At 59.1% G+C, this 6,825-nt stretch carries 5 protein-coding genes, 3 tRNA genes and 1 pseudogene; 8 read left to right on the top strand and 1 reads right to left on the bottom strand.

Annotated features, from left to right (window positions below):
- The 8 genes and pseudogenes from D8U82_RS28250 to D8U82_RS03600 all read left to right on the top strand — a co-directional run.
- Positions 1 to 229, top strand: a pseudogene (locus tag D8U82_RS28250) (hypothetical protein); the annotation flags it as partial.
- A 15-nt stretch (positions 230 to 244) separates the two neighbouring features.
- A complete protein-coding gene (gene ltaE, locus D8U82_RS03630; RefSeq protein WP_130901667.1) occupies positions 245 to 1,249 on the top strand; it encodes a low-specificity L-threonine aldolase in 1,005 nt (334 codons plus the stop codon).
- A 146-nt stretch (positions 1,250 to 1,395) separates the two neighbouring features.
- Positions 1,396 to 4,011, top strand: coding sequence for an alanine--tRNA ligase (gene alaS / locus D8U82_RS03625; RefSeq protein WP_024014009.1), 2,616 nt, complete (start codon positions 1,396 to 1,398; stop codon positions 4,009 to 4,011).
- 90 nt (positions 4,012 to 4,101) lie between these two features.
- Positions 4,102 to 5,343 (top strand): aspartate kinase, encoded by a 1,242-nt coding sequence (locus D8U82_RS03620; protein ID WP_016773595.1) that lies wholly within the window; start codon positions 4,102 to 4,104, stop codon positions 5,341 to 5,343.
- Between the two features lie 187 nt (positions 5,344 to 5,530).
- Positions 5,531 to 5,719: a carbon storage regulator CsrA gene (gene csrA, locus D8U82_RS03615; protein WP_002554426.1), complete on the top strand. Its 189-nt coding sequence runs from the start codon at positions 5,531 to 5,533 to the stop codon at positions 5,717 to 5,719.
- 62 nt (positions 5,720 to 5,781) lie between these two features.
- Positions 5,782 to 5,872, top strand: a tRNA-Ser gene (locus tag D8U82_RS03610).
- A gap of 107 nt (positions 5,873 to 5,979) precedes the next feature.
- Positions 5,980 to 6,056 (top strand) — tRNA-Arg (locus D8U82_RS03605).
- A 72-nt stretch (positions 6,057 to 6,128) separates the two neighbouring features.
- Positions 6,129 to 6,205: transfer RNA gene (locus D8U82_RS03600), tRNA-Arg, on the top strand.
- Between the two features lie 19 nt (positions 6,206 to 6,224).
- Here the strand turns inward: D8U82_RS03600 and D8U82_RS03595 are convergent.
- A complete protein-coding gene (locus D8U82_RS03595; RefSeq protein WP_130901666.1) occupies positions 6,225 to 6,737 on the bottom strand; it encodes a cell envelope protein SmpA in 513 nt (170 codons plus the stop codon).
- Between the last annotated feature and the right edge of the window lie 88 nt (positions 6,738 to 6,825).

Genomic DNA, 6,825 nt, shown 5'->3' with positions numbered 1-6,825 from the left:
CTGTTCGTCCCACCACCCCTTCAAGTCTAACCATACAAGCGAGCCTGCTCGCGAAAGCGGCTTCACATTCAATGAATATGCTGACTGTTACTCCGCTTTCGCGAGCAGGCTCGCTCCCACATGGGCTTTGTTTTCTCGAGGAAGAATGGGTTTTTTCCGCGTTCAAGGGTTGATTAATCTGCGCGATGACCGCAGTAATCCCACTTCACAAATGGATTTCCCCATCTGACCAGAGGCCAGGTTCATGAGCGTTATCGATCTTCGCAGCGACACCGTCACCCAACCGACTCCCGCCATGCTCGATGCGATGACCGCAGCCGATACCGGTGACGATGTGTATGGCGAAGATCCGACGGTCAATCACCTCGAGGCCGAACTGGCCCAACGACTGGGCTTTGCCGCCGCGCTATTCGTGCCGACCGGGACCATGAGCAACCTGCTCGGCCTGATGGCGCACTGCGAGCGTGGCGACGAATACATTGTCGGTCAGCAGGCGCACACCTATAAGTACGAAGGTGGCGGGGCGGCGGTGCTCGGTTCGATTCAGCCGCAGCCGCTGGAAGTGCAGGCCGACGGTTCACTGGATCTGGATCAGGTTGCGGCCGCGATCAAACCGGACGATTTCCATTTCGCCCGCACCCGTTTGCTGGCGCTGGAAAACACCATGCAGGGCAAGGTGCTGCCGCTGGAGTATCTGGCGCGCGCGCGACGCTTTACTCAGGAACACGGCCTGCAATTGCACCTGGACGGCGCGCGGTTGTACAACGCGGCGGTCAAGCTCGGCGTCGATGCCCGGGAAATCACCCAGCATTTCGATTCGGTGTCGGTGTGCCTGTCCAAAGGCCTCGGCGCACCGGTCGGTTCGGTGCTGTGCGGTTCCGAGCAACTGATCGGCAAGGCGCGGCGTTTGCGCAAAATGGTCGGTGGCGGCATGCGTCAGGCCGGGTTGCTCGCGGCGGCTGGCTTGTACGCGCTGGATCATCACGTCGAACGGCTGGCGGATGACCATGCCAATGCGCAGTTGCTCGCCGAGGGTCTGCGTGAGGCCGGTTTCGTCGTCGAGCCCGTGCAAACCAACATGGTCTATGTGCAAATGGGCGACAAGGCCGCAGCACTCAAGGACTTTGCCGGCGAACGCGGGATCAGGCTCAGCGCCGCTGCGCGCTTGCGCATGGTCACGCACATGGACGTCAGCCGCGCGCAAATCGAACAAGTGATCGCGACATTCGTCGAGTTTTCACGCAAGTGACAGCGTCAGCCGTCCAATTGACCGTTTCTATCGTATAAACACGCTGTACCCCGCGCGCAGGGCCGATATAATGCGGCCCTTTGCCGTCGCTTCGTCTCATGACGTTTCGAACAGGCCTTTGGCCGCAGCCTCCGTGGAAGAACCTAATGAAAAGCGCAGAAATCCGTGAAGCCTTCCTTCGCTTCTTCGAAGAGCAAGGCCACACCCGTGTAGCCTCAAGCTCTTTGATTCCGGGCAACGACCCAACCCTGCTGTTCACCAACGCGGGGATGAACCAGTTCAAGGACTGCTTCCTGGGCCAGGAAAAACGTGCGTACACCCGTGCCACCAGCAGTCAGAAATGCGTGCGCGCCGGCGGCAAGAACAGTGACCTGGAAAACGTCGGTTATACCGCACGTCACCACACGTTCTTCGAGATGCTCGGTAACTTCAGCTTCGGCGACTACTTCAAGCACGACGCGATCACCTTTGCCTGGACCTTCCTGACTGGCGTGCTCAAGCTGCCGAAGGAAAAGCTCTGGGTCACTGTCTACGCCACCGACGACGAAGCGTATGACATCTGGACACAGAAAATCGGTGTGCCGGCCGAGCGCATGATCCGCATCGGCGACAACAAGGGCGCTCCATACGCTTCCGACAACTTCTGGACCATGGGCGATACCGGCCCGTGCGGCCCGTGCACCGAGATTTTCTACGATCACGGCGAGCACATCTGGGGCGGCCCGCCGGGCTCGCCGGAAGAAGATGGCGACCGCTACATCGAAATCTGGAACAACGTGTTCATGCAGTTCAACCGCACCGCCGATGGCGTGTTGCATCCGTTGCCTGCGCCGTCGGTGGACACCGGCATGGGCCTGGAGCGGATCAGTGCGGTGATGCAGCACGTCAACTCCAACTACGACATCGACCTGTTCAAGAACCTGCTCAAGGCTTCGGCTGAAGCGATCGGCTGCGAAAACGGCGATCAGTCGTCGCTCAAAGTCGTCTCCGACCACATTCGTTCCTGCGGTTTCCTGATCGCCGACGGCGTGCTGCCGTCCAACGAAGGTCGCGGTTACGTGCTGCGCCGGATCATCCGTCGCGCCTGCCGTCACGGCAACAAGCTCGGCGCCACCGGCAGCTTTTTCTATAAGATCGTCGCGGCGCTGGTTGCCGAGATGGGCGAAGCCTTCCCGGAACTGCAGAAGCAGCAAAGCAACATCGAGCGCGTGCTCAAGGCTGAAGAAGAGCAGTTCTCCAAGACCCTGGAGCACGGCCTGAAAATCCTCGAGCAGGATCTGGCCGAGCTCAAAGGCACCGTGGTGCCAGGCGACGTGGTGTTCAAACTCTACGACACCTACGGTTTCCCGATGGACCTGACCGCCGACATCGCCCGCGAACGCGGCCTGACCGTCGACGAAGCCGGTTTCGAGCGCGAGATGGAAGCGCAGCGTGTTCGCGCGCGTTCGGCCAGCTCGTTCGGTCTGGACTACAACACCCTGGTCAAGGTCGACGTGGCCACCGAGTTCACCGGTTACGCCGCCACCAGCGGCTCGGCGAAAATCGTTGCCATCTATAAGGATGGCCAGTCGGTCGACGTGCTGAGCGAAGGTCAGGAAGGCGTGATCGTGCTCAACCAGACGCCGTTCTACGCCGAATCCGGTGGCCAGATCGGCGACTGCGGTTTCATTCAGGCCGGCAGCAGCCGCTTCGACGTGCGCGATACCACCAAGACCGGCGGCGCATTCCTGCACCACGGCGTGCTGGCCACGGGCAGCCTGACCATTGGCGCACCGGTGGAAACCCACGTCGACGCCGAAGTGCGTCACGCTACCGCGCTGAACCACTCGGCCACCCACTTGCTGCACGCCGCGCTGCGTCAGGTGCTCGGTGAGCATGTGCAGCAGAAAGGTTCGTTGGTCGACAGTCAGCGTCTGCGTTTCGACTTCAGCCACTTCGAAGCGATCAAGCCAGAACAGATCAAGCAGCTGGAAGACATCGTCAACGCCGAGATTCGCAAGAACTCCGCCGTTGAAACCGAAGAAACCGACATCGAAACCGCGAAGAACAAAGGCGCCATGGCGCTGTTCGGCGAGAAGTACGGCGACAGCGTGCGCGTGCTGAGCATGGGCGACTTCTCGGTTGAACTGTGCGGCGGTATCCACGCCAACCGTACCGGCGACATCGGCCTACTGAAAATCATCAGCGAAGGCGGTGTGGCCTCGGGCGTGCGTCGTATCGAGGCAGTCACCGGTGCTGCGGCGCTGGCCTACTTGAACGCGGCGGAAGAACAACTCAAGGAAGCGGCCAGCCTGGTCAAGGGCAGCCGCGACAACCTGATCGACAAGCTCTCGGCGGTACTGGAGCGCAACCGTCTGCTGGAGAAACAACTCGAGCAGTTGCAGGCCAAGGCAGCCAGCGCTGCGGGCGACGATCTGTCGGCCTCGGCGGTGGACGTCAAGGATGTGAAGGTGCTGGCCGCCCGTTTGGACGGTCAGGATGGCAAGGCGCTGCTGGCGCTGGTCGATCAGCTGAAAAACAAACTCGGCCGCGCAGTGATCCTGCTCGGCGGTGTCCATGAGGAAAAGGTCGTACTGGTTGCAGGCGTAACCAAGGACCTGACTGGCCAACTCAAAGCCGGTGATTTGATGAAACAGGCTGCTGCGGCAGTGGGCGGGAAGGGCGGTGGTCGTCCGGACATGGCGCAGGGCGGCGGTGTCGATGCCGCTGCGCTGGATGGCGCGCTGGCGCTGACCGTTCCATTCGTCGAGCAGGCTTTATAAGACGGCTCGCCGGGCCCGCAGTCTAGTGGCGGGCCCGGCGACTGTTCGAAAGATTATTGGGCGCCCTTCATGGGCAGAGGCGGCTTTGAAATGGCTTTGATCGTACAGAAATTTGGAGGCACCTCGGTCGGCACTGTCGAGAGAATCGAGCAGGTCGCCGACAAGGTTAAGAAATTCCGCGATGCCGGCGATGACCTGGTGGTTGTGCTGTCTGCAATGAGCGGCGAAACCAACCGTCTGATCGATCTGGCCAAGCAAATCAGTGGCGAGGCGCAACCGGTTCCGCGCGAGCTGGACGTGATCGTGTCCACCGGTGAGCAGGTGACGATTGCCCTGTTGGCCATGGCGCTGATCAAGCGCGGTGTGCCGGCGGTGTCGTACACCGGCAATCAGGTACGGATCCTGACTGACAGTGCGCACAATAAAGCGCGTATCTTGCAGATTGATGACCAGAAGATTCGCGGTGATCTGAAGGCTGGCCGTGTGGTGGTTGTCGCCGGTTTCCAGGGCGTCGATGAGCACGGCAACATCACCACCCTCGGTCGCGGCGGTTCCGATACCACCGGCGTGGCACTGGCGGCGGCCTTGAAGGCGGATGAATGCCAGATCTACACCGACGTTGACGGTGTCTACACCACCGACCCGCGTGTGGTGCCGGTCGCTCAGCGTCTGGACAAGATCACCTTCGAAGAGATGCTGGAAATGGCCAGCCTCGGTTCCAAGGTGCTGCAGATCCGTGCGGTGGAATTCGCCGGCAAGTACAACGTTCCGCTGCGCGTATTGCACAGCTTCAAGGAGGGTCCGGGCACCCTCATTACTATTGATGAAGAGGAAACCATGGAACAGCCGATCATTTCCGGCATCGCTTTCAACCGCGATGAAGCCAAGCTGACCATCCGTGGCGTGCCAGACACCCCGGGCGTGGCGTTCAAGATTCTCGGCCCGATCAGTGCCGCGAACATCGAAGTCGACATGATCGTGCAGAACGTCGCGCACGATAACACCACCGACTTCACCTTCACCGTGCACCGCAACGACTACCAGGCCGCACAGACTGTGCTGGAAAACACCGCTCGCGAGATCGGTGCTCGTGAAGTGGTTGGCGACACCAAGATCGCCAAGGTCTCGATCGTCGGCGTCGGCATGCGTTCCCACGCAGGCGTGGCCAGCCGCATGTTCGAATCCCTGGCGAAAGAAAGCATCAACATCCAGATGATCTCGACTTCGGAAATCAAGGTGTCCGTAGTGATCGAAGAGAAGTACCTGGAACTGGCCGTGCGCGCGCTGCACACGGCTTTCGAACTGGATGCTCCGGCCCGTCAGGGCGAGTAATCCGCTTCTGTGAAGGGCGCGGTCTGACCGCGCCCTTTATTTTTGAATGGCGCGAGCCCCGGAACTGTTCTTTTGCTCGCGCTGGTCAATACTCAGGCATGTAGGGCTACGATCGCTGCGGTTGTAGGTCGGGTGCCTTTTTTTTGCAGACTGTTGTCCCTGAAATGAATGGCGTAAGGAGAAAGGTATGCTGATTCTGACTCGTCGGTGCGCGGAAAGCCTGATTATCGGTGACGGCGAAATCACCGTGACCGTGCTCGGCGTCAAAGGAAACCAGGTGCGTATCGGCGTCAACGCTCCGAAAGAGGTTGCGGTGCACCGTGAGGAAATTTACCTGCGTATAAAGAAAGAGAAGGACGAAGAACCAAGCCATTAATTTTTATCGATTTTTATGTTTGCAAACGGGGAAGAAGCTGGTTAATATACGCCCCGTGTTGCGGAGAGCTGGCCGAGTGGCCGAAGGCGCTCCCCTGCTAAGGGAGTACACCTCAAAAGGGTGTCGGGGGTTCGAATCCCCCGTTCTCCGCCATTATTTGCTTAGTACGTCGTAATCTGGCTTCTTCTGTAAGTTGTTGAAATTACTAGAAAAAGTGTTTGACATAGAGATTAGACGGCCTATAATGCGCGGCAACAAATGCACTCGTAGCTCAGCTGGATAGAGTACTCGGCTACGAACCGAGCGGTCACAGGTTCGAATCCTGTCGAGTGCACCATTTAAGAGTTATTTGCTGTAAGGTGAGTAACTCGGCTTCAGCCAGTTGTGGTCTGGTTTAAAAACACAAAATGCACTCGTAGCTCAGCTGGATAGAGTACTCGGCTACGAACCGAGCGGTCACAGGTTCGAATCCTGTCGAGTGCACCATATACCAAGAAGCCCGCGTTTAACGCGGGCTTTTTGCTGTCCGGGATTTGGCTTTTCCCTTCACACAGCCTCTTTCATCAAAATCAATTTGAGCACTGCGGCCTCGCTTGAGGTCGTAACGATAGCTCGTGGTCGACGTGCGCGTGTTGATCTTGTCGGGCTTGCCCAGTGCGCTTTCGACGTCCCGCTGGCTCATGCCGGCAATCACTCGCCGATTGATGATCGCTTCGCGCCGCTGCCTGTTATCGATCAGGTTTCCACATTTGTGTTCGGTGCCGCCGACGATGCCCGGTTCGCGTCCGCTGTCTTTCATGCCGGTCGCGGCTTCGTGATTGAACTCCGGCATGATTGCGACCCAGCCGGGTGAATACGGGTGGACCTCCTGAATTGAGAGTTGCTCGCCAGTTGCGCAGCTCATCGATGTGAATGTGACGCTGCCGTCAGCGGCCTGGCAACGATGAAGTGTGGTGGCGTTGGCAGGCGTGGTGTGGAGCAGGGCGGTCAGTAGATATAGCGCGGGTTTTGCTGGCATTCGATGTCCTCCATGACGATCTAAGCTCAAGGGTAGTCGCTGCTTTTTGCGTTGCCGGTGTGTTTTCTTTTCAAGATGAGTCGTCGCA

The sequence above is a fragment of the Pseudomonas sp. Sample_23 genome (assembly GCF_004307595.1).
Taxonomy (GTDB): Bacteria; Pseudomonadota; Gammaproteobacteria; order Pseudomonadales; family Pseudomonadaceae; genus Aquipseudomonas; species Aquipseudomonas atacamensis.
Note: the sequence above shows the minus strand (reverse complement) of the source record. Positions and strands in the feature narration are given on the sequence as shown.

Bases quoted from the DNA above. Each gene is read 5' to 3' on its own strand.
- ltaE (WP_130901667.1), top strand. From the start codon at position 245: ATGAGCGTTATCGATCTTCGCAGCGACACCGTCACCCAACCGACTCCC.
- alaS (WP_024014009.1), top strand. From the start codon at position 1,396: ATGAAAAGCGCAGAAATCCGTGAAGCCTTCCTTCGCTTCTTCGAAGAG.
- D8U82_RS03620 (WP_016773595.1), top strand. From the start codon at position 4,102: ATGGCTTTGATCGTACAGAAATTTGGAGGCACCTCGGTCGGCACTGTC.
- csrA (WP_002554426.1), top strand. From the start codon at position 5,531: ATGCTGATTCTGACTCGTCGGTGCGCGGAAAGCCTGATTATCGGTGAC.
- D8U82_RS03595 (WP_130901666.1), bottom strand. From the start codon at position 6,737: ATGCCAGCAAAACCCGCGCTATATCTACTGACCGCCCTGCTCCACACC.